This is a genomic window from Hyphomicrobiaceae bacterium, from assembly GCA_041397645.1.
Taxonomy (GTDB): Bacteria; Pseudomonadota; Alphaproteobacteria; order Rhizobiales; family Hyphomicrobiaceae; genus Hyphomicrobium_B.
Genome location: JAWKWE010000005.1, coordinates 111,652 through 135,180 on the forward strand (window position 1 = coordinate 111,652; position 23,529 = coordinate 135,180).

Here is a 23,529-nt window from a genome sequence, read left to right on the forward strand (position 1 = left end):
ATATTAGACCAATGTACGCCCCTGCTTGGGTGCTTGAGTATCTGGTTCGTTTCCTCGTGTCGGTTACGGAGTGGCATCTTGAGTACTCTCTGGGACGTTCCCCAATACCTCATCATGGCCTTCTCGCTGGCCTTTCACGGTCCAGTCGAGAAGGCCAGTCGGGTTTCCCTCCACACAAGCGCACCGCATCGTTCGACCGCAACTGCCGGTTCCAGTGAGCTGCTCGACGAGAGCGCATGGTTGCGCGCGGTAAAGACCGCCTCGCCTTCATCAGACATCCTGGCGCTTTATGGAGCGCGTATTTTTCAGACCTCGTCAGGGCGCTACTATGTGGCGACGCAAGGCGAACGCTCAGAAATTCTGGCGCTCAGGGACAACGAGGAGGTTGCGGCTCGCGTGATGGCGGCCGCAACGCTTCGATTGAGGAGCAAACTTGTCGCGCTGACGGGCCGGTCTCCGACACCCGGTGCTTTGCTCGTGGCTCATGTTGCGGGTATCAAAACATCCATCGCTTATATGCACACTCTGGCGCGAGACGCCTCCATGCGAGCCGGGACGGTGATGCCGGCGCTTGCCCCGATGCTGCGCGGGAATAGAACGATGACGCTTGCGGCGCTCGACGAACGACTGCGGGAGGTCTTGGACCCGCACATGAAGGAGAATGCCGCCGAGTTCGCGCAAGTCCAGATGACCAAGCCCTTGAAGGGCAGTCTGGCGCCCAAAGAACGCACAACGTCGTCGCGAATGGCGATTGCCGACTGAAGGCTGGGTTCCTCTGATCGTCAGAAGCGGAACTGTTCCGCCAGCACGCGCTCTTCGAGCCCGTGGTCGGGATCGAACATCATGAAAAGTTCGACGTTGCGCGCCTTTTCGATCTCGACCTTGACGACGTGACGAATTTCAAAGTGGTCGGCAACCGCGCTGACGGGCCGCTTTTCAGGCTCCATGACGGTGACGGTGATGCGCGCCTTGTTGGGAATGAGAGCGCCGCGCCATCGCCGCGGGCGAAACGGGCTTATCGGCGTCAATGCAAGCAGCGGCGTATTGATCGGCAAAATGGGGCCATGAGCGGAGAGGTTGTATGCTGTTGATCCCGCCGGTGTCGCAACCAGCACGCCGTCGCAAATCAGTTCAGCCAAACGTTCCTTGCCGTCGATGCAGATCCTGAGCTTGGCAGCCTGATAGCGTTCGCGAAACAGCGACACCTCGTTGATCGCAAGTCCCTTGTGCGCCTTGCCTGCCGCATCATACGCGATCATCACCAGCGGATGGATGCGAGTGATCTCGGCTGCTGCCAGACGCTCGTGCAGGGCGTCTTCACGGTATTCGTTCATAAGAAAGCCGACCGAGCCACGGTTCATGCCGTAGATGGGGATTTTGTCGTTGATGTAGCGATGGAGCGTTTGAAGCATCAATCCGTCGCCACCGAGCGCCACGATGGCCTGGGCTTCCCGTGGCTCCACCGCACCATAAAGCGCGCGCAGCTTGTCGCGGGCCTCGATGGCTTCCGGCACATCGCTGGAGACGAACGCGATCTTGTCGAAACGGCCCTTGGACTTTGCCATGATGCGCTGGTGCTTTTTTGCTCGTTTGGAAGGCGCAGGACCGCAAGGATCCAGGCGCCAAGTCAGGGAGGCTCGCTCAAGTGGACGAAAACGACAAGCCCTCAGCCAGCAACGCGATTAAGGGACGTGTCGCCCCTCAGTCTGAAGCGGTGCTGGTTTACACCACCTTTCCAACACTGCAGGTCGCTGAAAGTGCAGGGCGCTCGCTGATCACCGGGAGATTAGCTGGGTGCATCAACATATTGCCCGCAATGGTCTCCCTCTATCTTTGGGAGGGGAAACTGGAGCGGGCCGACGAGGTCGTTCTGATCGCAAAGACGGCATCCGACAGGGCGGACGCCTGCATGGCGGCGATCGTTGCCGCGCACCCCTACGAAACTCCAGCCGTACTCGCCCTCCCGGTTGCTGCCGGAAACGCGGCATACCTCGACTGGATCGTTAGCGGAACGCGGGTCGGTTAGACTGCGGCCTTCTAGGGAGGCAGGGCTTGCACGCTCAAACTTTCATCAAGCGCCAAGCGTGCACGAAAGGCCGGCTCTTTTACCGTCAGAAAATGCCACCCATGGCTTGCTGCATGATGAAGGCGGGGGAGCCACGACGCGATCCTCTGTGGCGGCCGTTGCCAGCATAGTACGAGTACTTGCTCGATTTGGCCTTCTTCGCCGCGGCGGCTGTTGCCTTGCTTCGCTTGGCAGACTTTGAATACTTCGACTTGCTTGTTGCACGCTTCGAAGGCTGCGCTGGTTCGTAGATCTCGTCAGGCTCAGCGTATGTGCGCTGTGTATTGTGCGTCGGGGCGGCGCTCTCCGACCCGTTATCCAGCTCACTTTCCAAAGTTACAAGCCGCACTCGGCCCGGCGGAGGCGTGATGGTGGCGGATGCTGGAGGCTGTGTCGCGTCATAGTCGCGGGGACCGCCGACGCCCATCATACCTTCCGGTCGACTGACGCGGCGACGCGAGGAGCCATCGTCGTTGAGCCATGGCAGCCGCTCGGTGGCCTGAGCGACGACCTGCTTCTCAGAGGATTTCCCTGCAGTGCGTGCTGTAGCTGCACGCGCTGTAATCAGCTTAGGTCCAGAGACCAGGACCGGGGCTTTTGCGACGGTCACATCAGGCCGCCGGCGCGTATCCGGAGACCAGGCCGTCCTGCTACTAGCATCGTTGGATGTTGCAACAACTCTTTGCGAGGGGCGTTCACTTCGCGAGGCTAAGATCGCATTTGGCAGGCAGCGTCCGTCGCTGGAGAGTGTCTGGGTCGACGGGCATTGTACGCCACAGGCTGTTGCCGAATGTCCCTGTACAAGCGTCAGCAAAATGTAATCCGGAGCGTCATAGGGCAGCGTTGCGTTGACGCGATCCATGAAAGCGCGCATGGCGCGTTTGGTCGATTGCGTCCAGCCTCCGTTGATCTCGCCGCTGTAGCAGCCGACACGCTTCAGCTCGACTTGGAGATCGCGAGCGAGTTGTGCTCGGGTCTCGCGGTCGCCGGGCTTGGAGGAGGTGATACGGCCCTGCCCGGACCGGTTGGTGACGATAGCGCTCCAGGTCACGGAAGGCTTGTTGACGGCGCCCGTCTCAAGACGCATGGCAGCCGGGGCTGCAATGGCCAGATGACGTCCTGCATAGAGGCTCCCGCCCTGAGCAGCCGCCAGTTCTACTTGATCGGAGCGATCTGGAGCGGCTGAGATGCGGGTCATCTCCCGCAACGCCTGCTCTCCGTCAAAAGGAGGGGGGAGGAACGTGTAAACTCCGAGGACCAAGCCGGAAAAGATGAGGAACAGTCCGCTGATACGCTGCATGTGAAACTCTCCTCCTCACCACTCTAACGCTCGTCCACCGGCCGCCGGTTCCCTGGCGTGACTTGTGCTGTTTTTGATTATTAGCCGGCGCTCCACACGCCTTGAATTACAACGGCTTAGCGCAGGTGAATGACGACAGGAAGACGTTATCGCTCAGGATGCACCATATAGTTACCCCTGGTAAATCAGAAACTCTTATACACAACCCAAGTTTGGTATCAGCGCCGCTACAATCGGGTAAATGAACGCTGTATATTTTTTGGTTCTGAGGGCGCCGAAAAATTTGTGACGCTAGCGCGACGGGGGCGTGTCAGATGTGTATAAGATCGTCCTCGGGTTGGGGATTATGAGTCGATAACCAGTGGGCGGCGGGTACGCCCGGCCCTCGTTAAAGCGAGCGCCTCCAAGGGCCGATCGCGGCTTTGATGTCACACCTAGCTCTATGATTCTCTTAACAATTCGTTACGAATCGCGTAGCCGTAGAGGCTGAGGGGACTTGTATTGCGTCTATTGAAGCGAAGCCTTGCGCATTGGCTCAGTGCTTTTCCACAAGCGGGATCGAGCGGCGATAACCGTCTGGGATAACCTGGGGAAATCGTGTGTAAGGCAAGCTCTCAAGCGTAGCTGACAGGGTGCTATGTCGGGCGTCTGCCGCTGCCATGGGGATGGCATCGGAGCTCACGGACGGATCGATCAAGTACACCGTATGGTTGCGCTCGTATCTGCGTGTTGTTGAGAGCCCTGGTCCGATCCTCCCCTCGGGGTGGACCACAAGAGGGAAATGGCCGGTCGCCCAGTAGGAGCGTTCGATGCGGCCTCTCAGATGGAGAGGGACTATGAGGCACCTCCTAGGTGTTCTGGGGGTTCTCGCTGCGGGCGTGCTACTTGCCGTCTCGGCAGCGATGAACTGGCGATTTGGGTTCAGTCTCGGGCGAACCGAGCTGGATGGCCAGATCTACGGCGCGGCATCCGCCGCAGCGGACTGTTTGAAAGCGCTAATTCCGTTTTTCTTCTTCGCCGCGATACGAAATCGAATGTGGTCCCAAGCTGGGGCTTCGGCAATCGTGTGGGTGGTCGTAACCGCTTACTCGATGACAAGTGCGCTCGGGCACGCCGCGTTGAACCGGTTCGATACGACCGGCCAGCGTGCGCAGGCAGCTCAGGTCTATCAGGATCTGCGCGACGAGCTGAAGCGCGCCGAAGAGCAAGCCGGCTGGATTCCGCAGCATCGTCCGTATGAGACGGTGCAGAGCGCGATCGATGGGCTCAAAACGCAGAAGGCCTGGAAGTGGTCGGAAGGTTGCACGAAAATTTCGGGCAAGACCACGCGCGGCCTCTGTGAAGAGTACCACGCGCTCAATGCAGAGCTTGCTTCGGCATCCGAGGCCCAATCTGCCAACGAGCGCATCGCCCAGATGAAGGGCAAGCTCGCAGGCATGTCGGGTTCGACGGCTCTGTCGGAAGCTGATCCGCAAGCCAGGGTGCTTGCCGATCTTGCTGGTGCGTTCATTCCAGGCGTGAGCATTGAACGAGTACAGATGGCGATGACGATTTTCATCGCGATGCTGCTCGAGATTGGCTCTGGCTTCGGCATGTACGTCGCATTCAGCCAGTGGCGTATTCAAGACGCCTATGCCCCGTCCGCGCCGCGTCTGCGTCGCGAGATTGAGGATGACACTGTTGCGGCAGCAGTGGCCGCGCCGGCTCTCAATGCCGTCGCTGTAGACAAGCCGCGTTCCGGTGCAAATGATAATAGGAGCATCGAAAAGACGGCCGAACGTCCAGCTATAGAAGCGCGGACGACGGAAGCGAAAGTGATCGAGGCCAATGCCGAGATCAAAGTGGAAAGCAAGTCGGCGCCGTCCAGGTTGGTTGCGCCAGAAACTGACGTTCAACGTTTCTACAAGGAGAGCATCGAGGTCCAGGACGGATCGAGTGTTACCGCTACTCAACTGTATGAGGACTACTGCTCGTGGTGCGAAACCAAGAGCAAAGAACCTCTGGCCTTGCCGAGCTTCGGACGCGAGTTCGCAGATCTCGGCGTAAAGAAGGAGCGGATTGCAGGTAGAGTTCGGTACATCGGTATTTCTTTGAAATCCGACACTGGATACGAGGAGGCTATGAAAACGCCTACCTACCAAGTCGATGCAGCCTAAGAGCTGCTAACGTAAAGGGCCCCGGATGGGGCCCTTTTTATTTGAGAAATGCGTAAGGCCCGCAACTATGATGCGGGCCTTTTTGCTTGCCTACTTCGCAACGAAAAGCTGAGCGAGCTGCATGGCTATGTCGCGGAAGGACTGCTTGAGCTGGTCCGCGTTCAAAGCCTCATAGAAGTGCGAAAGGTCGCTGCCGCATGTTTGGAGCGTATTGATCGCCCGCGCCTTGTCGCTGGAAGACAAAGAGTCGAGGTCAAAGCCGACCGTGTAGACCTCGACGCCGGCTGCCTTCATGTTCGAACAGATTTGCTTTGCATTGTTCGACACAAAGTTAGGGTTCTGGTCTTTCCAGCCGCGATAGGCATTGTAAGCGCCATCCGTCATCAAGACCGCGATCTTGCGAAGCTTCGGCGGGTTTGAGCCCGACGATACCGTATCGGAATAGGATCCAGGTGCACTCGTGCCTGAGAAGATCGAAGACCAGTTGGGTGAGAGCGTGTACCAGGCCCATGCCGTACCGAGCGCTCCCGATGTCGCGCCATAGCCAACCAGGCTCTGGATATGCTGCAGCAGTGCATCCTTATCGCTGGTCAGCGGGATCACTGTGTTATGCTGGTCCACATCCCAGCACGTTGCGCCCCAGTTGTTATAGTTCCATTGGTCGGTAGGATCATTTTTGGTCTTGCCGGTACCCGATCCGCTGGCAACGGGCGTATCGGAGCTGTCCCAGCTTAGCGGCCTGCGGCCGCCATCGTGTGCATTCAGCCAACTGTTGGAGCCGGGTGCGGCATCGGTAAACTCGTCGGGCCCGGTCCGGTCGGTGATGCACGGAACCAGATCCCAGTTGACGTAGTGATTGACTGAATAGCCGGAACACGAGGATGTGCCGTTGGTTTCGCTTGTTGCGCCCGCGGTCCAAGTGCAGTTGGCATCCTTGCGCCACCCCGTCCACTTCGGATCGAGATTTGTGAGTTTCTTCATCAAAGTATCGGCGTCGGAACTGAGCGGCTCGCCGACGACCATGCGGGTCGAGAACGGAACCAGCGAGATCCGCGCAGCCGATGGGCTGTTTGATCCCGATTTGAGAAGGATTTTGACGAGATCGGAAGCCGCCGACTTGAGCGCATCAAGCTTGGTGCCAGTCGTGCATGGCCCGCTGCCGTTGTTGCACATGGAGCCGGTGACATCGAGCATGATGGAGATTTCAAGGTCGCTGCCGCCCGATGAAGATCCTCCGCCAATCGAGAAGCCGACCTTGGCGTTGGCGTCAACTTCGAGGGCCCGATAGTTGATCAATCCCAGGAACGGGGTTTTGATTTTGCCCCATGCGCTGCCTTCCATTGCGGTGCCGTTGTCGACGATCGCGATTTTGATTTTGGGATCTAGAATGCCGAGCCTCGTCGTGGCTGTTTCGGCAAACAACTTTTCACCGACAGCAATGGCGTCTTGCTCGTTTTGTGAAGTTTGCAGGCTTTTGGCGGCAGCCAGCAGCGCGCTATCGAGTGCGTCTACGGTGCGGCTGTTTGCATTGCTCCAGCGGCCATAGTCCACTGCGACACCGATGAAGGAGAATAGGACGATGGCAATCGCTGCAAACAGCAGCGATACGGAGCCGTTTCCGTCGTTTCGAAATAGCCGAAGGGTTTTTGTTGGCTGCGCGGGCATTTCTTTCGGTCCTGAAACAATCTTACCCTCGCTAAATATCAAGCTGCCAATTTTCGGCACGCTAACGAGGTCGTTAAAACTCGAAAGAAGCGGCCGTGTGAGAGGGTATCTGCTTTGGATGGTAACAATACCTTGAAAGGGGCTATGGGTTATTGGGTGCAAAAGAATTCGGGCGAGCCACCAGGGCCCGCCCGATCTTTCTTTGTATTCTGGAAGCTCAGTCCTTCAGCTTCAGGTGCGACACCGTAGAAGAGTTGCCCACGATGCCATCGCCGATGGTTGCGAAGACTTGGCGCAGAGCATTGCTGTCATAGGGGAAGTAGTAGTGGTTTTCCCCGCTTGAGCACTGCGAAAGCATCTGCTTGGTGTTGCCTTCCGCCGAGCCGTCACCTGGCGTTGCCGACGTCGAGAAGCCGAAGCCGATGGTGTACACAGTGACACCGGCCGCCTTCATGTTCTCGCAAAGGGCCAGAGCCTGAGTGCGAGAGTCGACGTTGGAATACTGGGTGTTGTACTCGCCGTCCGTCATGATGATCGCGACCTTGCGCGTTCCAGTGTCGGTGTAGTCGGCAGGCTTGGAGGATGCCGGCACTACGCCCGACCATTTGGGCGAGAGCATGTACCAGGCCCAGGCATGACCCAGGTGCCCCGGGGTGGCGCCGCCGACAGTCGCGTTGTCGAAGAAGTCTTCGAGCGTCGACTTCGAGGAGGTCAGCGGGATCACTGCGGGAAGCTCACGGCCGGCCACGTAGCACTTGCCATCGGACGAGTAGTTGAGCTTGTTGGTCCGACCAGAAGAGCTCTGGTTATAAGGACCGACATACTGTCCCATGCCCGGGGCGTCGTCAGTGTAACGCGTCGAAGAGTCGGTACGCTCGGTCACACAAGTCACGAGCTTGCCGGATTGGTCGGCGACGTCAGAGCACTCGCTGTTGCGGTACGGCAGGATCCAGCGGTTCTCACTGTGGTAGTAGTACTGCCAGTAGCCGTTATTGCTGCGGCCATGGTAGCGCCACACCTTGCTGTACCAGTTGTAGGCGTAGATTGCGCCGGGCGTGTAGTAGCTCGCGAGTTCGCCGACGACGTAGTCATAGCGCCCGTAAGTCTCGTACTCGTTGCCAGCGGTGCAGTACTGGTTGCTGTAGGTTGAGCCCGAGCCTGACGTTGCGCCGAACTGGCTGCCCGCCGGTTGGTTGCTGCCGTAGTAGCCTGAGTAGGAACCGGAGAATGGGCCTTGCCTGGTTTGAGACAGGTTATCGCCAGCCGAATAAGCACCCGTATCAGGAAGACCCGTCACTTCGGACGCTAGGTCGCCAGCGTTCACGTAGTCAGCCATTGGAGCAACGGCCACGCGGACGTTGTCATTGTCGCCGGTAGGATAGAGGATATCGAGCAGGTCCTGTGCCGCCGTCTTCAGACCGCTGATCTTGGTCTGACCATTGCGGGTGGAGCCCATTGAACCGGTGAGATCGATCATCATGCTGACCTCGACCTTCTGTCCGGTGCCCTGTTCGGCCTGCACCGTCGACTTGCCATTTGCTTCCATGTAGGGGATGGCGACAAACTGTCCAAACGGCGTGCGAACGTCGGCCTTGGCCTTAGCCGTCATCAAGCCATCTTCACCGATGGTGAAGACCGGCTTCACTTCGCTCTTGAGCGACGCTTCCTTGAAGTTCGCCTTGAAGAAGGCCGCGGCGATGTCTTGGCGCTCGGAAGTCGTCAGGGACGGATCCTTCATGGCGGCAAGGATGGCACCGTCGAGCGACGCCTGCATGCGCTCCTGAACCTTAATGACGCGCGAATAGTCGACGGCCAGCGCCATCAAGCCGATGATCGGTACGATCAGCAAGCCGAACAGGACCCCGACCGAGCCGTCCTCGTTCTTCATTATTCGCGCGATGCCGCTCAAATTGCGGGGTCTCATTGCCCACTCCTCGTGATACCGCTAGCGGTCCACTCCGCTCAGCATGCACGAGGTTGTGACGCATCTCCTCCTAGAGGGACGTTACGTATAAAGATCGAATTTTAAGATATGGCGGTTTCGGCGCGTTTGAATGTGCACAAGGCAAAGCCGCGATGAAGATTGCCGCACGATTTGAAATGAAAACTGCAAAAAAATGTGCTGAAAAAATTCAGAAAGAAGAAACGAGGCACGCCAACTGGTCGTGAATGACGTGCCTCGTCCAAGTGGGAGTGAGCTGGTCTTATCTCTTATTTCATAAGCCAGCCTTCGGTGCTGCTCATCTTGGCTTCGGTGATCAGGATCGGATCCGAATAGCCGTAGGGGGTCCATACGAACGGCGAGACAACGCCAGACAGAGACTTGAGCTTCACTTGGTTGGCGGTCAGCGCGACATTGAAGACCGGCCACTGGGACAAAGACTCGAGGGTGATATCGATGCTGGGCAGATACACCACACCGGTCCAGCTCTGCTTGTTCACCGACGAGATGGTCAGGCTGTAGTTGTTGCCGCGGTTGGAGCTCTCAAAGAACAAAAGTCCTTTGGTAACGCCTGACGACGGCGCCTTCAGCACGCTGTTTTCGTACGCGGTATAAGATCCGAAATTTGATTTGTTGTCGGCAAGATAAAACGTAATGCCCGCGCTTCCGTCGAGTTTGCCGGAAAGTTTCAGGTTGCCATTCTTGTTGTTGCCATTGCCGCTGGCAATCACATAAATGCCTGGCGAGAAGGTTGCGTTCTTGAATTCGGTCGCGCCGCAATATGTTCCCGGCTGTACAGCACCGCTCCATGTCTTGTTGGTGTTCGCGTTGGTGCAGCTTCCGGTCTGAACCTCACGGCTGACTTCGCTAATAGCCTTTTGGAAAGGGTTGCCGACAACCTGCGCGTTCTCAGTGACTGTGTGGGGTTCGTCTGCGATGTACAGACCGCCAGCGCTGTAGGTGGAATTTACGGTCGCGTAGCCTTTGACCAGGATACGCTTGAATTTCACGTTCGAAGACGAGACTTCATACATCGCCGCCGAGTTGTGGTTGGAGCGCACGCGCACCTGGCAGTTATGAGCGTCGATGCCGGAGTTGCTGTCCATCCAAAACGTCTTCGAGCCCGACTGGTCGAGAACCTCAAAGCAAGGTGCGCTGCTTTCAGTATCTGTATCTGAAGCGGTCGAACCATCGGGCTTGGCGAGCGCCGTTACCTCAACGGTGACTTTCTGCGCGCCGGCGAGGGCGGCGGTCGGTGTCTTGATGTCGACGATGGCGGACCCTGCAATGTTGCCGTCGTCCGTGCGGGTGAAGTTGGCCTGAGCATCGCCGATGATCTTCTTCAAATTGGCTTTGAAGTAGGTCTGAGCCACGGCGGCCTGATCCTCTGGTGCAACGTTGCGCGCCGCGAGGACTGCGGCGTCGATGGCATTCTGCATAGCGTCGCGCGCATTGAGCGTACGAGAAAATTCGATGGCCATGCCCACCATCGCGAACATTGGAACGGCCAGCAGGGCAAACATCACGCCCGTCGAGCCTTCTTCATTCTTCCTGATTGATTTCCTGGGCGCGCGGCGCTTGTCCAGACAATTGATCATATTTAGCTCCCAAACTCTTTAACGGTCCACTCCGTCGAGCTTGGGACTTTTATGACAGCGGAAACACGCAAAGCTCTTACGCGCGATCTGCAAATTTTATCTAATTCGGCTTTGAGGATGACAGCGAATTGTCTTGGTAAATTTGCGATTTACGGATTGCGGAAAGGGTGAGGAAAAATTCCCGTATTAATATTCCCGTTTCCTCCGGGATATATTCCTCATGGAATTAAATAGAGCCATTTGCATTCCAGTAACGACATTCAACCCAATTGACGCAAGGATTTCCATTTGGGTGTGCTTGCGGAAGCGATTTGTTGAAAAAATGATAGCGGCCCCATGCGGACATGGGACACACGCTAGCTGTTCTTTAGCAATTGAAGCGCCGCTCAGGCGAGGCCGGTAATACTTAGAGCGAAGGCATACGTCAGGGCGGTATCCTTCAGGGCTTCGTATCGTCCCGAAGCGCCGCCGTGGCCTGCTCCCATATTGGTCTTTAAAAGGATCAAATTGTCCGACGAGGAGTTAACCCGCAGCTTTGCCACCCACTTGGCCGGCTCCCAATATGTGACGCGCGGATCCGTTAACCCGGCGACGGCAAGAATGTGCGGATACGGATGGTGCGCTACATTCTCATAAGGCGAATATGCCCGGATGGCGGCGAATTCTTCTGCGCTGGTAATGGGATTTCCCCATTCGGGCCATTCAGGCGGCGTCAGAGGGAGGTCTTTGTCGAGCATCGTATTCAGGACGTCGACGAAAGGCACCTCGGCTATGATGCCGAGAAACAGGTCTGGCGCCATGTTGGCAACCGCGCCCATCAACATGCCGCCTGCCGAACCGCCTTGCGCAACGATCCGGCCGCGGCGCGTGAAACCCTGCGCGACCAGATATTCTCCTGCCGCGATGAAGTCGGTGAACGTGTTGACCTTGTGCTTCATCTTGCCGGCTGTGTACCAGCGGTAGCCCTTATCCTTGCCGCCCCGGATGTGGGCGATGGCGTAGATAAAGCCGCGATCGACAAGCGACAGTCGGCCGGTCGAGAAGGCGGCGGGCATAGAGATACCGTAGGCGCCATAGCCATAGAGCAAGACAGGTGCGCTGCCGTCGAGCGGAGTATCCTTCTTGTATAGAAGCGTGATCGGTACGCTCTCGCCGTCGGGCGCCGTCGCGAACAAGCGGCGCGTGACGTAATCCTGCGGATTGTGACCGCTGGGGACCTCCTGGCGTTTGCGCAAGGTGCGCGCGCGCGTTTCCATGTCGTAGTCGTAGGTTTCAGCAGGGGTCGTCATCGAGGAGTAAACAAAACGTAAATTCGTCGTGGCGTACTCGTAGCCATCCGACATTCCGAGCGCGTAGGCCTCTTCGTCGAATTCGATGGCGTGCTCAGCTCCGTCTTCGAAGCGGGTAATGACGATGCGGGGAAGACCATCCTCCCGCTCTAGGCGCGACATATGCCGGGCATAGACGTTGACGTCGATGATGAGGCGTCCAGGCTTGTGGGGGACGATTTCGCGCCAAGAGTCCATGCCGGGAGAGGTAACGGGTGTCTCGACAACGCGAAAATCCTCAGCACCTTGCGAGTTGGTCGTGATGATCAGGCGGTCGCCATTGTGCTCGACGACGTATTGGTGGCCCTTCGAGCGCGGCGCGACCAACCGTGGTTTTGCCTTGGGATCGGTAGCGTCGAGAATGTAGACCTCGCTCGTTTCATGGTCGTGCACGTCGATCGTAATGAAGCGTTGAGACTGCGTTGCTGATACGCCGACGTAAAAGCCGATATCCTTTTCCTCGTAAATGAGCACGTCGTCGCTGGCGGGTGTACCGAGGATGTGCCGGTAGACGTACAAAGGGCGATGGTTGGCATCGACGCGGACGTAATAGATCGTCCTGCTGTCGTCACCCCAGACCAGCGCTCCGCGGGTGTCGGGAATTGCGTCGGCCAGGGTCTGTCCACTAGCGAGGTCTTTGACGCGAATGGTGTAGAGCTCAGATCCCTTATCGTCACAGGCGTACGCCAGCAGCTTATGGTCCGGAGAGTGGCTCGCGCCGCCGAGATCCCAATAGGTCTTGCCGGCGGCTTCGGCGTTGCCATCCAGCAGAACGGTTGCGGTGTCGACGTCACCGCCGCGGGGGATGCGGCAGATCTGAGCGTACTGTCCGCCTTTGACATAACGAGGGAAGTACTCCCAGGGCCCATCGGGCGTTGGAACCTGTCGGTCGTCCTCCTTGAGGCGTGCCTTCATTTCCGCAAACAGTTTCTCCTGAAGCGCGCTCGTGTCTGCGAGCTTGTCACGCATGTAGGCATTTTCAGCTTCGAGGTACGCGCGGATCTCGGGATCAAGTAGCGTAGGATTGCGCATCACCTCTTGCCAGTTGGGCGCGCGCAGCCATGCGTAGTCGTCCACAAGCTCAACGCCATGGTGTGTCGAGCGCACGGCGCGGCGCGGCGCGAGTGGTGTCGAGTGGACGGAGAGGGCGGCAACGGAGGTGTCGGTCATCTGAGACTTTCAATTGGTGGAGAGGGAGGTCGAGGGGCAAAAGTCCATCGTTGCGGCCCTCGGGTCAATGTAATGAGTGTCGCTGGAGCAACTTGCGCATTCTGATGCTAATCTGAAAGCACAGATCAAGAATTCATCAAATTTGGTCATCGGGAAGTCTTCCCGTTGACAATCTATCTGCAGCAATCCAGAGATTTATTGGCTCAGACGGCTGGCTGACGCAAAGAACAGTTTGCTGTCTAGCTAAACAACTTTAGGATAGTTCAAGTCAGGCGCTAGGAATGGGCCTGAACACTGTTAAGATTTCCGGCCGAAAGCGGCGGCGACCTTCATTCAGGTATGAAAATGCAAGACGAGCAGGACGGGGCGGGAAGCACCGATTTGGTTGCTATCACAGCCAACATCGTGGCCGCCTACGTTAGCAAGAACGCCATTTCATCATCAGAGCTGCCGAACTTGATCGCGGATACCCACGCGGCGCTGAGCCGTGCCGCTGGACGTCAGGCGCCATTGGAGCGCGAGGATGGAAAGCCCAAGATTGGCGTCAAGAAGTCGGTCATGCCCGACTACATCATCTGTCTGGAAGACGGCAAAAAGTTCAAATCCCTTAAGCGGCACCTGCGTACGCACTACAACATGTCACCGGAGGAATACCGGGAGAAGTGGGGCCTGCCGCACGACTATCCGATGGTTGCGCCGAACTATGCCCGCGCGCGTTCGGACCTCGCTAAGAAAATGGGTCTGGGAACTCGCAAGTAGCGCATCGATGCTTTTGCGGAACCTGAAGCGTGGAAGTGACCGCTCATTGCCGTTGCGCTGCGCTTGAACGATCTAATTGCTAATCTCTTCCAAATCGCCAGTTGGTGATGCGCTCTTCTTTTGAAGTTGCTCGAAGGCTTGGCGTTCCCACTTGTAGTGGCGTGCCAGCGCGGCGTGCCGTGCAAGGTCGTAGGTCCAATGTCCAGCACGCGCGCGCCGCCGCTCCTCGCGTAGTGCGCGTGAAAGAAAGTGCATGACGTTGCGCCGGCCCTTTAACGAAAGATCCTCCAGCTCGCGCGGCCAAAGCGGTAGCAGTCGCTGCAACTCGGCCCTCCGCGCTGTTTCGGGCAGGAGACTGATATCCGAGGCAGAATGAGCGGATACGGATGAATGGTTGTGCATGCCCGCCAGAATCGCCGGGCTTGAGCAGGCGAGGATAACTTCCCCGCCACGGTATCGACACCGCACGTCGAATAGAAAAAATTGCGTAATACTTATCCCCGCCATTCACGCTTGAAATAGCTTTCAATCCTGTGCGCGTGAGCTTCGCGCTAGCATTGGCAAATTGGAATTACGAGTTGCGGGGCGTTCTCATGTTCAACAAGACGATTGAGGTTTCCAATTTTTCTGAGGGTGCAAACTGCGCAGCTGTTAGGCGCACGCCAGAACCAGCGGCGGGCGTGTTTAATGATGCACAGTTTCAGTCTTCACGGAAGGTGATCGAGTTTGCGGTCACGCGGGTGTTTGACGTCGAGCAGGCGCAGCTCGCCGCCTTCAGTCGTGGCGTTGCTCGCGCCGCCCATGCCCGACAGGTTGCCATGTATCTCGCTCACGTCGCTTGCCGCATTTCGCTGACGGACGTCGGGCGCATGTTCGGGCGTGATCGCACGACGGTGGCGCATGCATGTGCGGTAATCGAAGACGAACGTGATGATCCCATCTTCGACCGCGCACTCGATCTTCTGGAATGGGCGGTTCCAATCATGGCGTCTCGCACAAGCACGCCGATGACGAGCCAACGGTCCGAGGGTTAATTCCATGAATGAAAGACGCGCTGTGCGTTCGCCTGGGCGGAACGCCAAGGTCTCACACGCTCGCGCTCCGCGCATCAACACGCAGGAAAGTCCGCTGGCGTGGCTTGCTGGTCGCAAGGACAAGAATGGTCGCGCTCTGATCTCTCGTGAGGAGTTCGAGGCGGGAGAACGGCTGCGGCGTGATTATCACTTCGCGTTGCTTGCGCAAAAGGTGACCGCAAGCTGGTCGGCAGTCTCGTGCGGTTCGGGTTCGCGCCGGTCAGCGCCTGGCATGGGCGTTGATCTGGCAGACAACGTGATTGCCGCCCGCGAGCGCGTTAATCGTGCGTTGCTTGCTGTCGGCCCGGAACTTGCGGGCGTGTTGATCGATGTGTGCTGCTATCTGAAGGGGCTTGAAAGCCTGGAGAAGGCATCCGGTTGGCCGCAACGCTCCGGCAAGATCGTGCTGCAGATCGCGCTGCAATCCTTGGCGCGTCACTACGGATTGAGCGGGCACGCCGTTGTCCAGTCTTCAGGGCCTGCGCGCGTCAATCACTGGGGCGCACCCGATTATCGTCCGACCGTCGAAGGAGCGGAGGGGTGAGAAGTCTGTTATCTCGGGAGCGTGCAGGAGAGGCTTAGGCTGCCGCGATTTCGCCGGCATCTGCGCGGATGCGCTGGATCATGGAGGCAAGGCCATTGGAACGCTGTTGCGTCAGGTGCTCCTTCAGTCCCAGCTTTGCGAAGATGGCCTGGGTATCGGTGGCGAGAATCTCAGAAGCGGTTTTTCCCTCGTAGATCGAAAACAGGATGGCGATGAGCCCCTGCACGATCATGGCGTCGCTGGCGCCCTGCATCTCTAATTTGTCGCTACCGCTGCCACCCACCGGAATGCGTTTGGTTGCGAGCCAAACCTGGCTCGCGCAACCGCGCACCTTGTTGGCGTCGGTGCGCAGTTCATCAGGCAAAGGGGGGAGTTCGCGGCCGAGTTCGATCACGTAGCGATAGCGATCCTCCCAATCTTCCAGCAGTTCGAAGTCAGAGAGGATGTCGGCAATAGCCATGGATTGCGTGCGCCTCTTGTTAGCAGCTCCCCGCGGTTGCGGATTGCCCTCACATAAGACACTTAGGCGCCAACGACGGTGCGGTGCAAGAGTAGGCTGGTCGGTGAGGGGACCTCAGGGTGAAGCCGGCAGCGTCCAATGCCAGCCTCAGGTGCCGCCTCGCACGACCAGCCGTCCGGTTGCCTTCGGGTGCGGCGATTGCGCACCTCCACGCCAGTTGGGTTCGAGATCTCCTGGCTTGAGCGTTCCCGTTTCAATCCCTGAGCCCTGGAACTGGCTGGCGTAGGAGCCAGAAGCATTCTTGCGTGATGCGTTGTCGCCAGCGGAAGCGGCTGCCGCGATCTGTTCGCTGATGGTGTCGTATGCGAGCTCGGCGGCGAACTGCGCCTTCTTCTTGAAGCTTCCCCATAGCGTGCCAGCCTGCTCGCACGTCTCTGCGTTGCGGTCGCAGAACGTGACAGTCCAGTGCGCCGCCAAGGCCGCACGGTTATACAGCATCTCCTGCTGCTCGCTGTCGGAAGGCAATAGCGCCACGCCCACCGCGACGATGATGCCTAATCTCAAAAGTCCCATCGCTGAAAACTCCCAGCGGTCCAAATCCCGGGGCGGATATGGCCGAACGCGAGACGAATAATACTGACCTTCAAAGTAAGGTTAGCAAACATACCTCAAGAAAGCGCATGAACGAGGGATGCAATTCGATGTGTAATTGAAGCAGTTTGTCCTCAAATTTGCGTAAAATTTTAGACATCGGCGCGCACGCTTCACTTTGCGCTTAACGTTTCCTAACCGGTTAATGTCCTCTTAACGCCTGCACCCGATACTCAGGGTCAGTGTCATTGTTAGTTTGTGAGAAGGTGGGCGATGTCTGCCCTGACCATGTCGCGCGAGACGCGTATCTGTGTGGCGGCGTTCGTGATGCTGACCACTGGGCTGACGTTCAATCTGATCTTCTTTCAGGGGCGTCGCCTGCCGAGCCCGTTCGAGACCGCCGCCATTGCGCCAAGCGGCTTCAACGCTTCGATCAATGATGCGCGCGTATCCAACCAGGTCGCCGAAGCATCTACACCTCAAGCGCAAATCGCCGCCGCCCGTCCGACCATTGAGGTGCCTGGCGCGTTTGCGGCCAGCGAACGGCCTCTACCGATAGCAAGCGCGCCTGCGCCGAGCATGTCGCGCGTCGAGTTGGTGAAAGCGGTCCAGCGCGCTCTTGTTGTGCGGGGCTATGAGCCCGGCGAGGCAGATGGCATCATGGGATTGATGTCGCGCGCCGCCATCATGGCCTATGAATCCGACAGCGGTCTCAGTCTCACCGGCGCTCCCAGCGAAGATCTCTTGCGACGGCTGCAGGGAACGACGCCGGCTCCGGTTCCCGCGCGCAGAGGACCCCCACCGGTCAAGACGCTGGAAGCGGCAACGATCATCCGTAACGTAGGCCAGTCGCTGGCCGCCCTTGGATACCCCGTTGCCAAGAATGAGACCTCGATGAGCGCTGAGCTGGTGCGCGCAATCCGCGACTACGAGGCCTCCCAAAAGATGCCGGAAACCGGCCGTATCTCGGCGGCGCTCGTCGCGCGACTGTCGCGCGCGGCGCGGGGCCGGGTTTCGCAAGCGCGCTAAATCGCGCTAAAGCGGACGGCTCAGGGGGCCAACATGCGTCTTAAAGCCGAAATCTGGGTCAAAGCCTATTTGCGACGTTGCGCGACCCACGGCGCGATGGGCGTCGTGGTGCGCCACGGCGATGACGATGCGGGGGCCATCTACATCAAAGTTCTCAGGGGCGATGGCTTGTGCGCGCTGTTTGGCCCCGCGCCCGCTGGACTGGCCGGAGCCGATTTCGACAGGCGCTGGGTCGCTCTGGCGAAGGGAGCGTTCATGTCGGAAGACGAGGCGCGTGGGATGATCGAGCGCGAAGCCCGCATCGATTCCGACTTATGGCTGATCGAGATCGAGGACCGTGAGGGGAACCACTACCTGGGCGACGATCTTCTCGTCATGAAAGAGTGAAGCGTGTGATCTCCCGGCGTTAACGCTCCGTTAAGTCCAGGTTGCTTCAAACTATGTCGGTGCGCCGATTCTCGGCATCTCCGGCGCACGCACTCTTCGGACGCGGTTGTGAGGGTAAGTAGAGCGTCGAGCAGGGTGCATCGGATAGCCGTCGAGGATGCCAGAGGGTGCGAGGGTCAAGGCCCTTGCGAACATGAGAGCAGGCCATGGCAACCATCCTGGAATTCCGCCCCGAGCGGACGAAGCAACGCGCAGCACACGCGCGTCGTCTACCGCTCGGTTGTGAAATCGTTCCTTTTCCCGGCGTTCGCTACGAATACAGCGTGCAAGCAGCCGACGTCGCGCCGAAGGGTCGGCGCAAGGCGGTGCGCAAGCGGGATAAGATCGATCTCAAGTAACCGATCGTTTTCAAGGCGAGGCTGTGAGCGCAAAGTGGGCGAAGGGCCTTCCATTGCGAGCCGCACTCGGGCTCGCTCGCGCGTCGTCAGCGCGATAGAAATGCGGCCGCGCCGCTAGCGCGCCGTTTCCACGAATGCCAATTGGGCCGGCAAGCATTGGGTACGCAAATCGTAGCGTTCCACAATGGTGCGCCGTGCCGCCTCGCGCAGACCGACGAAGTCTTCCGGTTTGCTCAAAGCCGCGATCATCGCCCGGCTCCATCCATCGACATCGAAAAAGTCGACAAGCTGGCCGTTGACGCCGTCGCTGATCACTTCCTCCACGGGCGGCGTGCGTGAGCCGATGACAAGGGCGCCCGCGCTCATCGCTTCCAGCATCGACCACGACAAGACGAAGGGATAGGTCAGGTAGGCGTGCACGCGGGTTACCTTCATCAGGTCGATGAAGGTGCGATAGGGGATCTTGCCGGTGAAGTGAACCCGCGACATGTCGAGCCTGTCGCCGACCTCATCCAGAATGATCTGTTTCCAGCTTTTGCCATCAGGAGGTGGATTGCTGTAGCTGTGTCCGTCGCCGCCCACGATCACGGCGCGCGCGTTGGGCCGCGCGTCGAGCACCGCGGGCAGTGCGCGCATGAAAATATGAAGGCCGCGAGCTGGCTCCAGATTGCGATTGATGAAGGTGAGGATTTCGTCGCCCGCCTTGGCAGTGTGTGAGGTGTCTGGAATTTGAATGCTGGCGGCGTTGTCCGGGGAGGCAAACGCGGTGTCGATGCCTTCATGGATGACGCTGATGCGATCTTGCAGAAAGGCAGGGTGTGAGCGCGCCTGCCATTGGGTCGGCGTCAGGATCTTGTCCGCTTCGACGCTGGCCATCACGAGATGAGCACTTCCCGCCGTGCGCATGATGCGGTTCGCCGTCGATGCTGTCGAGAACTCCGGATCGAAGCCGAAGGTCGGATCGTCGGGGCCGTAGTAAAATTCGCCGTAGAGAAGATGGCGTGCGTCGGGCCACACGGTGTGCAAGAACAGCGTTTCTCCCCAGCCAGGCGTGCCGAACACGACATCGGGAACGAAGTTATGCCTGTCACGCAGTTCGAGCGCCACAGCGGCGACGGCCTCGCCGCGGCGGGTCATCTGCGCGTAGGTTTCCGCCAAGCGGAAGTCGGCAGCTTCGAAGCGCCGTTCGCGCCATGTGTACTTCACGGCGGGAAGTGAAATCGTGTTCGGATTTGTGGTGGGCGTGAGGCCGACGACGGTATGTCCGCGCTCGATGAGCGCCGGTGCGAGGTTTTTGAATTGGCCCGGAAAGTTGTTGTGAACGAAGAGAATGCGCATGCTTGTGTGTCCGGCTGGTGTCCGACGCTCGCAACTGAACGGAAAATTCTTGAAACCCGCGCGGCCTTTCGAACTACTCCGATGATGTAGGCTGCCGGCAGCGTAACAAGGCGCGGCGAGGAAACGCTAGCGAAGCGACTTTGGTGCGCACGTCGCCTTGGTCAGTCCGGCCTGAGCTATCGCAGAATACGACAAGCCCTTATCGGGTGCCCGCACGACGACGAGGCCTCGGCGTACCGGCACTGTGAGCGGCGCCTCGGCGGTGCTCATTTTGCCCCGCGCTTCCGGTGTCAGTCCCATAAAGCGATCGTCGCCCGGAACGAGTGTGAGCGCGATATCGGTCACGCGCCCGACTGGAGCTGCGGCGAAATAGGCCGACGTTCCATCGCGGTCGAAGACGCCGATGGTCCAGCCGTGATCGGGCAGCTCGGCAGAAACCGAAACCGGTCCGTTGGTCGTGTCGAACCTGCACAAGGCGTAGAGTGCGTCGGTGCTCATGAAGGGCAGCACCTGTTGCCCTGGACGGATCGGCGGCAGGATCGTCATGGTGTTGGCCGGAAGCTGGCTCGCTAACAGTTTATAGGCCGAACGCGAGGTGTCGTTCATTGCGCGTAGCGTGGTCACGATGTGAACGGCGCCGGCGACGCACAGCAGGATCGCGACAAAGTGCGCGGTGAACAGGCGTGATTGAGAAGAAGGCGCCGCCATGCTCATGAGCAATTCTCCCGGCGAATTTCCGGCAGCATCTTGTAGCGCTCTGCGCGTTCCTCTTCCGAAAATCCTGTCGCCGGGTCGAGCAGGCTGAACACGATGACAAGACGTCCCGCGCCGCCGGTCGGAAGCCAGTTGCCCGGACGTGCATCGCGTCCCAGCGTGATGATGTAAGAGCCGTCGGGATTGGCAGCGACGGTGTCGCTGGTGAATGCGTAACGATCTGCGTCGTTCGAGATGAGCTGGCCTCGGCTGTCGAAGACACTCAACGACCACCACAGTCCGTGAGCATAGGGACCTTCGAGCACGTAATCGCACGAGGAGTGAAGGTAGGCGCCTTCGGCATCTGAATTTGCCTCGTAGGTGCCGGCGGAATCCGACGACAACCTGAGCGCGCTGCTACGGGCGAAGTGCGCCCGCGTGTAGGGATCGGCGCTGCTTCTTCCCGCGCCCTTCCAATGTACCCACGGCCCATAATTGATGGTGGAGAGCGCCGAGCCATGATTGATCATGTAGCGTGCGGACAGCACACCGAATGCTACGGCGATAGTGACCGCAGCCGTCGTTAGCAGGAGACGGAAGAAGGTTCTTCCAATCTGCTTCAGCCCGTCGCCGAGCGCACGCGGCAGGCGCGGCACCTTCATGCGCGGTGCACGGCGCGGCGCTTCGCTCTCAACCGTCTCGGCGGTTTCGCTGGAGATCTCATCGAGCGCCACGGCCAGCTCCTTCGCGTGGGCTTTCTGCATTGCCAGCGGCGGTGCGCGTCGAGCCGGTGGCGATCGGCGCACCAGCCGGTGCTGTGCGGTCTGCACGTTTGCCAGGTGTTGGCGCGCCTGGAGCGGATGGCGTGCCAGGCGTCGCCGGATTGTCGGGCGCGGGTTCAGGCAGGCCGCCAGCCTTACGCAGGGCCTGTGCAAGCTTCTTCAGCGCCTCCCGAGTTTTATCGGGTAGCAGCTTGGAGCTACGCGCATCGGCGTCCGGTTGGACTATGCCTGCTTCGATCTGAGACTGTTTGAGGGCCGCAAGCCGCGCCTGCTCGGCCACCTGCACGGGATGCGGTTGCAAACCCGGGATGGTCGGGATGTTCATGTCGGTGTGCGCGACGGCCATGACGTTATGCCAGATTGGAGCCGCTTGATGACCACCGGTGACATGGCCCATGGGCCGGTTGTCGTCGTTGCCGATCCAAACGACGCCGACGTACTTACCCGTGAAGCCGACGAACCACGCATCCTTCGGACCGGTACTCGTTCCGGTCTTGCCGGCAACGTTCGTGAAATCCAATGCCGCAGCCTTGCCGGTGCCCTCCTCGACGACGCGGTAGAGCATCTGGTTCATCTGTTCGGCGACTTGGGGGCGGACAACCTGCGGCGCGGGCGGCTCGTCGCGTTCACGTGAGTATAGCAAATCGCCCCTGGAGGTCGTTATGTCGAGGATGCCATAGGGCTTGGCGAGCTTGCCGTCGTTGGCGAAGGTGGCAATGCCGCCTGCGTGCTCGATCAGCGTCATGCCGCCGTCGCCGAGCGCCATCGAACAGGTTTTCTTCACGCCTGTGATGCCGAGCCGTCGGGTCATGTCGATGACCTTCTCGCGGCCAACAGCGAAGGAGAGTTCTGCGGCAACGGTGTTGAGGGAGCGTGCCAGTGCGTTCCAAAGCGGAATGCGGGCGCCCGAACCGTGGCTGCCGCCGTAGTTCTGCGGATGCCAGTTGCCGCACGAGCGCGAAGCGTCTCGCACGGGCGTCTGCGGGCGATAGCCGTTTTCGAGCGCGGTCGCGTAAACGTAGACCTTGAACGATGAGCCGGGCTGACGGCGTGCTTTGGTGGCGCGGTTGAACTGGCTGTCTCCGTAATCAAGGCCGCCGACGATGGCGCGCACAGCGCCGTCCGTTTCGGTGACGACTATGGCGCCCGAGCTGTAACGCAGCGCGCGGCCTTCCTTTGCGACAGCGCTCTTGAGGGCCTCTTCTGCCTTGCGCTGGAGCGACAGATCAACAGTGGTGCGCGCGGTCAACACATACTGACCCTTGCCCTGAGCAAGACGTTGCACTTCATCGAACGCCCAGTCGAGGAACCAATCCGGACTGGTGGAGTTCGTGTGGTCGATGACGCGCGCGGGGTTCATACGCGCGTTGTGAACCTGCCCGGAGGTATAGAAGCCTGCTTCCACGAGATTATCGAGCACCTCGTTGGTGCGCGCGCGCGATGCTGGCAGGTTGACGTGTGGCGCGTATTTGGTCGGCGCTTTGAACAGACCAGCCAGCATCGCCGCTTCGGCCATGGTGATGTCACGCACCGATTTGCCGAAGTAGTACTGCGAAGCCGCTTCGACGCCCACTGCGCCGCCGCCCATGTAGGCGCGGTCGAAGTAGAGCTTCAGGATCTGTTGTTTGGTGAAGCGGCTCTCAAGGAGGAATGAGAGAAACAGCTCCTTGATCTTGCGCTGGAAGGAGCGCTCGGACGACAGAAACAGGTTCTTGGCGAGCTGCTGCGTCAGCGTAGAGCCGCCCTGCACGACGTCGTTGGCCTGGATGTTAGTCATGAGCGCGCGAAAAGTGCCGGCGACGTCGATGCCATAATGTTCGAAGAAGCGGCGGTCTTCGGTCGCGAGGGTCGCCTTGATCAGATAGTCCGGAATCTCGCTGAGCGGCACCGCATCGTTGTGCAAAATTCCGCGCTTGCCGATTTCGTTGCCGTTGGCATCGAGGAACTTCACGGCAAATTGCCCGGTCTGGAATTTGCTCTCGTCAAATTCCATGAGGGCAGGAAGCGCCAGCGCATACATGGCGATGAACCCGCCAGTAGCCATGGTGACGCCCTCGGACAGGAACTCGTTGAGAAGCCGCCGCCAGCCGGTCAGCTGAAAGCGTGCAAAGAAGCTCGATCCCGCGTTCCAGCCATCCTTGATGGTGGCCCAGGTTTCAACCAGCACCGAATTGATCTTGGAGTCGAGCCCCAGCCAATCGATGATCCGGTCGCGCCCGCCTCGCTTATGGAACCAGTCGTTCAAAGCGTT

At 59.1% G+C, this 23,529-nt stretch carries 22 protein-coding genes; 9 read left to right on the forward strand and 13 right to left on the reverse strand.

Annotation, left to right across the window (positions count from 1 at the left end):
* Positions 1-78 precede the first annotated feature (78 nt).
* Positions 79-762 carry a hypothetical protein gene (locus tag R3D51_14375; GenBank protein MEZ5900666.1) on the forward strand — a complete coding sequence of 228 codons (684 nt, stop codon included), beginning with the start codon at positions 79-81 and terminating at the stop codon, positions 760-762.
* Positions 763-782: 20 nt separating this feature from the next.
* Here the strand turns inward: R3D51_14375 and R3D51_14380 are convergent, their stop codons facing one another.
* A complete protein-coding gene (locus R3D51_14380) occupies positions 783-1,565 on the reverse strand; it encodes an NAD kinase (protein ID MEZ5900667.1) in 783 nt (260 codons plus the stop codon).
* 80 nt (positions 1,566-1,645) lie between these two features.
* On the opposite strand from R3D51_14380, the gene cutA reads away from it, so the two are divergent.
* Positions 1,646-2,026, forward strand: coding sequence for a divalent-cation tolerance protein CutA (gene cutA, locus R3D51_14385; GenBank protein MEZ5900668.1), 381 nt, complete (start codon positions 1,646-1,648; stop codon positions 2,024-2,026).
* A gap of 85 nt (positions 2,027-2,111) precedes the next feature.
* Here cutA and R3D51_14390 read toward each other — a convergent pair whose 3' ends face one another.
* Entirely contained in the window at positions 2,112-3,365 is a 1,254-nt protein-coding gene (locus R3D51_14390; protein ID MEZ5900669.1) for a hypothetical protein, read from the reverse strand.
* An 836-nt stretch (positions 3,366-4,201) separates the two neighbouring features.
* Here R3D51_14390 and R3D51_14395 point away from each other — a divergent pair.
* Positions 4,202-5,521: a hypothetical protein gene (locus tag R3D51_14395; protein MEZ5900670.1), complete on the forward strand. Its 1,320-nt coding sequence runs from the start codon at positions 4,202-4,204 to the stop codon at positions 5,519-5,521.
* Between the two features lie 90 nt (positions 5,522-5,611).
* Here R3D51_14395 and R3D51_14400 read toward each other — a convergent pair whose 3' ends face one another.
* From R3D51_14400 to R3D51_14415, 4 genes are all read right to left on the reverse strand, one after another.
* Positions 5,612-7,186, reverse strand: coding sequence for a VWA domain-containing protein (locus R3D51_14400; protein ID MEZ5900671.1), 1,575 nt, complete (start codon positions 7,184-7,186; stop codon positions 5,612-5,614).
* 217 nt (positions 7,187-7,403) lie between these two features.
* Complete coding sequence (locus R3D51_14405) at positions 7,404-9,110, reverse strand: pilus assembly protein (protein ID MEZ5900672.1); 1,707 nt, start codon at positions 9,108-9,110, stop codon at positions 7,404-7,406.
* A gap of 287 nt (positions 9,111-9,397) precedes the next feature.
* Positions 9,398-10,726: a TadE/TadG family type IV pilus assembly protein gene (locus R3D51_14410; GenBank protein MEZ5900673.1), complete on the reverse strand. Its 1,329-nt coding sequence runs from the start codon at positions 10,724-10,726 to the stop codon at positions 9,398-9,400.
* Positions 10,727-11,112: 386 nt separating this feature from the next.
* A complete protein-coding gene (locus R3D51_14415) occupies positions 11,113-13,224 on the reverse strand; it encodes a S9 family peptidase (protein ID MEZ5900674.1) in 2,112 nt (703 codons plus the stop codon).
* A 345-nt stretch (positions 13,225-13,569) separates the two neighbouring features.
* Between R3D51_14415 and R3D51_14420 the strand changes: the two genes are divergently transcribed.
* Positions 13,570-13,983, forward strand: coding sequence for a MucR family transcriptional regulator (locus tag R3D51_14420; GenBank protein MEZ5900675.1), 414 nt, complete (start codon positions 13,570-13,572; stop codon positions 13,981-13,983).
* A gap of 72 nt (positions 13,984-14,055) precedes the next feature.
* Here R3D51_14420 and R3D51_14425 read toward each other — a convergent pair whose 3' ends face one another.
* Positions 14,056-14,307 (reverse strand): hypothetical protein, encoded by a 252-nt coding sequence (locus R3D51_14425; protein MEZ5900676.1) that lies wholly within the window; start codon positions 14,305-14,307, stop codon positions 14,056-14,058.
* A 269-nt stretch (positions 14,308-14,576) separates the two neighbouring features.
* Between R3D51_14425 and R3D51_14430 the strand changes: the two genes are divergently transcribed.
* Together R3D51_14430 and R3D51_14435 are read left to right on the forward strand one after the other, a co-directional pair.
* Positions 14,577-15,017, forward strand: a complete 441-nt coding sequence (locus R3D51_14430; protein ID MEZ5900677.1) for a helix-turn-helix domain-containing protein — start codon at positions 14,577-14,579, stop codon at positions 15,015-15,017.
* 4 nt (positions 15,018-15,021) lie between these two features.
* Entirely contained in the window at positions 15,022-15,600 is a 579-nt protein-coding gene (locus R3D51_14435) for a DUF6456 domain-containing protein (protein ID MEZ5900678.1), read from the forward strand.
* A gap of 34 nt (positions 15,601-15,634) precedes the next feature.
* On the opposite strand, the gene R3D51_14440 is transcribed toward R3D51_14435, so the two are convergent.
* Positions 15,635-16,060, reverse strand: coding sequence for a SufE family protein (locus R3D51_14440; GenBank protein ID MEZ5900679.1), 426 nt, complete (start codon positions 16,058-16,060; stop codon positions 15,635-15,637).
* A gap of 147 nt (positions 16,061-16,207) precedes the next feature.
* Positions 16,208-16,633: a DUF5330 domain-containing protein gene (locus R3D51_14445; protein ID MEZ5900680.1), complete on the reverse strand. Its 426-nt coding sequence runs from the start codon at positions 16,631-16,633 to the stop codon at positions 16,208-16,210.
* Positions 16,634-16,924: 291 nt separating this feature from the next.
* Between R3D51_14445 and R3D51_14450 the strand changes: the two genes are divergently transcribed.
* The 3 genes from R3D51_14450 (at position 16,925) to R3D51_14460 (ending at position 18,465) form a co-directional block, all read left to right on the forward strand.
* Positions 16,925-17,680 (forward strand): peptidoglycan-binding domain-containing protein, encoded by a 756-nt coding sequence (locus R3D51_14450; protein MEZ5900681.1) that lies wholly within the window; start codon positions 16,925-16,927, stop codon positions 17,678-17,680.
* Between the two features lie 33 nt (positions 17,681-17,713).
* Complete coding sequence (locus tag R3D51_14455; GenBank protein MEZ5900682.1) at positions 17,714-18,067, forward strand: DUF1491 family protein; 354 nt, start codon at positions 17,714-17,716, stop codon at positions 18,065-18,067.
* Between the two features lie 206 nt (positions 18,068-18,273).
* On the forward strand, positions 18,274-18,465 hold the full coding sequence (locus R3D51_14460) for a hypothetical protein (protein MEZ5900683.1): 192 nt from the start codon (positions 18,274-18,276) through the stop codon (positions 18,463-18,465).
* 114 nt (positions 18,466-18,579) lie between these two features.
* On the opposite strand, the gene R3D51_14465 is transcribed toward R3D51_14460, so the two are convergent.
* The 4 genes from R3D51_14465 to R3D51_14480 all read right to left on the reverse strand — a co-directional run bounded on the left by R3D51_14465 (position 18,580) and on the right by R3D51_14480 (position 23,523).
* A complete protein-coding gene (locus tag R3D51_14465) occupies positions 18,580-19,803 on the reverse strand; it encodes a glycosyltransferase (GenBank protein MEZ5900684.1) in 1,224 nt (407 codons plus the stop codon).
* Between the two features lie 126 nt (positions 19,804-19,929).
* Positions 19,930-20,517 carry a hypothetical protein gene (locus R3D51_14470; GenBank protein ID MEZ5900685.1) on the reverse strand — a complete coding sequence of 196 codons (588 nt, stop codon included), beginning with the start codon at positions 20,515-20,517 and terminating at the stop codon, positions 19,930-19,932.
* On the reverse strand, positions 20,514-21,260 hold the full coding sequence (locus R3D51_14475) for a DUF1214 domain-containing protein (GenBank protein ID MEZ5900686.1): 747 nt from the start codon (positions 21,258-21,260) through the stop codon (positions 20,514-20,516). The genes R3D51_14470 and R3D51_14475 overlap by 4 nt, the downstream gene beginning before the upstream one ends.
* Positions 21,217-23,523 (reverse strand): PBP1A family penicillin-binding protein, encoded by a 2,307-nt coding sequence (locus tag R3D51_14480; GenBank protein MEZ5900687.1) that lies wholly within the window; start codon positions 23,521-23,523, stop codon positions 21,217-21,219. The genes R3D51_14475 and R3D51_14480 overlap by 44 nt, the downstream gene beginning before the upstream one ends.
* Positions 23,524-23,529: the final 6 nt, after the last annotated feature.

What these genes read in the sequence shown, in the direction of transcription:
- R3D51_14390 (MEZ5900669.1), bottom strand. Translation starts at nt 3,365, where the DNA reads ATGCAGCGTATCAGCGGACTGTTCCTCATCTTTTCCGGCTTGGTCCTC.
- R3D51_14415 (MEZ5900674.1), bottom strand. Translation starts at nt 13,224, where the DNA reads ATGACCGACACCTCCGTTGCCGCCCTCTCCGTCCACTCGACACCACTC.
- R3D51_14475 (MEZ5900686.1), bottom strand. Translation starts at nt 21,260, where the DNA reads ATGCAGAAAGCCCACGCGAAGGAGCTGGCCGTGGCGCTCGATGAGATC.
- R3D51_14380 (MEZ5900667.1), bottom strand. Translation starts at nt 1,565, where the DNA reads ATGGCAAAGTCCAAGGGCCGTTTCGACAAGATCGCGTTCGTCTCCAGC.
- R3D51_14460 (MEZ5900683.1), top strand. Translation starts at nt 18,274, where the DNA reads ATGGCAACCATCCTGGAATTCCGCCCCGAGCGGACGAAGCAACGCGCA.
- R3D51_14470 (MEZ5900685.1), bottom strand. Translation starts at nt 20,517, where the DNA reads ATGAGCATGGCGGCGCCTTCTTCTCAATCACGCCTGTTCACCGCGCAC.
- R3D51_14440 (MEZ5900679.1), bottom strand. Translation starts at nt 16,060, where the DNA reads ATGGCTATTGCCGACATCCTCTCTGACTTCGAACTGCTGGAAGATTGG.
- R3D51_14445 (MEZ5900680.1), bottom strand. Translation starts at nt 16,633, where the DNA reads ATGGGACTTTTGAGATTAGGCATCATCGTCGCGGTGGGCGTGGCGCTA.
- R3D51_14450 (MEZ5900681.1), top strand. Translation starts at nt 16,925, where the DNA reads ATGTCTGCCCTGACCATGTCGCGCGAGACGCGTATCTGTGTGGCGGCG.
- R3D51_14455 (MEZ5900682.1), top strand. Translation starts at nt 17,714, where the DNA reads ATGCGTCTTAAAGCCGAAATCTGGGTCAAAGCCTATTTGCGACGTTGC.
- R3D51_14465 (MEZ5900684.1), bottom strand. Translation starts at nt 19,803, where the DNA reads ATGCGCATTCTCTTCGTTCACAACAACTTTCCGGGCCAATTCAAAAAC.
- R3D51_14435 (MEZ5900678.1), top strand. Translation starts at nt 15,022, where the DNA reads ATGAATGAAAGACGCGCTGTGCGTTCGCCTGGGCGGAACGCCAAGGTC.
- R3D51_14420 (MEZ5900675.1), top strand. Translation starts at nt 13,570, where the DNA reads ATGCAAGACGAGCAGGACGGGGCGGGAAGCACCGATTTGGTTGCTATC.
- R3D51_14430 (MEZ5900677.1), top strand. Translation starts at nt 14,577, where the DNA reads ATGTTCAACAAGACGATTGAGGTTTCCAATTTTTCTGAGGGTGCAAAC.
- R3D51_14410 (MEZ5900673.1), bottom strand. Translation starts at nt 10,726, where the DNA reads ATGATCAATTGTCTGGACAAGCGCCGCGCGCCCAGGAAATCAATCAGG.
- R3D51_14405 (MEZ5900672.1), bottom strand. Translation starts at nt 9,110, where the DNA reads ATGAGACCCCGCAATTTGAGCGGCATCGCGCGAATAATGAAGAACGAG.
- R3D51_14395 (MEZ5900670.1), top strand. Translation starts at nt 4,202, where the DNA reads ATGAGGCACCTCCTAGGTGTTCTGGGGGTTCTCGCTGCGGGCGTGCTA.
- R3D51_14400 (MEZ5900671.1), bottom strand. Translation starts at nt 7,186, where the DNA reads ATGCCCGCGCAGCCAACAAAAACCCTTCGGCTATTTCGAAACGACGGA.